Consider the following 1,501-nt stretch of genomic DNA (forward strand, 5'->3'; position numbering starts at 1 on the left):
TTGCGCGGTTTTGCCGAGACCCATGTCGTCCGCGAGAATGCCGCCCAAATGATGCTCGCGCAGGAATTGCAGCCAGGCGAGTCCATCCTGCTGATAAGGGCGCAGGGGGAGGGCGAAACCTGCGGGCAGGGCGACGGGTGTAATCTCCCCATTTTGGGGCAGGCGCTTGGCCAGGGCACGCACGGCATCCATACCCTCACTACGCCACTGGCTGCTATCCGCCAACCGGGCGAGGCGCGGCGCATCAAAGGCGGACATCCGCAGAGGGCCTGAAGCGCCAAGGCTGAACAGATCGATGAGGGTGCCGACCAGTGGCTTCAGGCGATCCGCCGTGGTCTGGATCGGGATACCCGCCGGGGTGTGCAGGTGAATGTGCTCATCGTCAGGGATAGTGCTGAGGCCACCCGGATTCAGCCAGCGCGGATCGCGGGTGAAGAGGGCGCCGAGCAGGGGGGCCAGTGCCAGCCGTTTGCCGTCCACCACGACGCCGACATCCAGACCCAGCCAGCCCTCTTCGGCGCCATCCACCTGCATATCCCATTCGTCCACTTGCAGGAAGTAGTGGCGGAAGCCATCAGGCCAGCGCACTTCCCAGCCTTGGTCGCGGAGTGCATCAACGCCCGTCGTCATGAATCCGTCCCAGTCGGCCTCACTGGCCAGGCCATAGATGGGATGCGGCAGCAGCGACAGGCTGTGGAAGATACTGGCTTTGACGGGCTTCAAGCCGGTTTTACCCAATGCCTGCAGCGCCCGTTTTTCGGCTGCTGTGTCGCGTTTTATGCGGACCATTTCGCCATTATTGAGGGTCTGGATGGCACTGTCGTCGTCTATGGCGATGTGTGCGGGACCATACACAAAAGCGGGTTGCGCATAGTCGAAGCGGCAGGTAGGGCTCCATTGGCCTGCATAGTTGCGGTGTGCCTGAATGCCGAGGAGGGCCAGGGTGTCACACCAGAGCAGGGCTTGCAGAGGCGCAGCAATCTCCCGTAACTCCTGTTCGGGATCGGTCACGGGTGCGGGGAGGCCAGGCGCCGACTGTTCCAGCACCTCACGCAAAAGGCTGGCTTCTTGCGCATTGAGGGGTGGTGCCTGCAACAGATCGCGCAGGACGGTGACCGGCATATCCGTGTCGATCGGGCCGATTTCCTGGGTTTCTCCATCCAGATACCAGGTAATATCCAGTGGCAGGTAGCCGCCGGCGGGTGGCGTGGTTGCCAATGCCGGATATTGCTCTCCACCCTTGCTGACGTTCCAGGTCAGAGTGCCGGGCCGGTTGTCGCCCAGGCGCAGGGCCGGGTTGGTCAGTGCGTTGCCGAAGAGGCGCCCTGTGCCCGCGAGCAAGGTGAGCGCAGCGGCGCCATGGCGGGGGCCGAGGTCAAATTCACCGGTTTGGCTGGCGTAAGGGTCTTCCAGCAGCAGGCGCCGCAAGGCACGTTGGTCCGTTTCGTCAATAAAGCTGGGTGGGCGGCGTAAAGCGCCTTCAAAATTGTACCAGTGGGTG

Annotated in this window: 1 protein-coding gene; it reads right to left on the reverse strand. The window is 63.0% G+C overall.

The window, feature by feature from the left end; genetic code table 11:
• Positions 1-1,501, reverse strand: a 1,501-nt coding sequence (locus tag AC2VNK_RS04215; protein WP_486882934.1) for an SNF2-related protein, incomplete at both ends; no start/stop codon positions are given.

This window comes from Acidithiobacillus sp. TH-A35 (genome assembly GCF_057473505.1).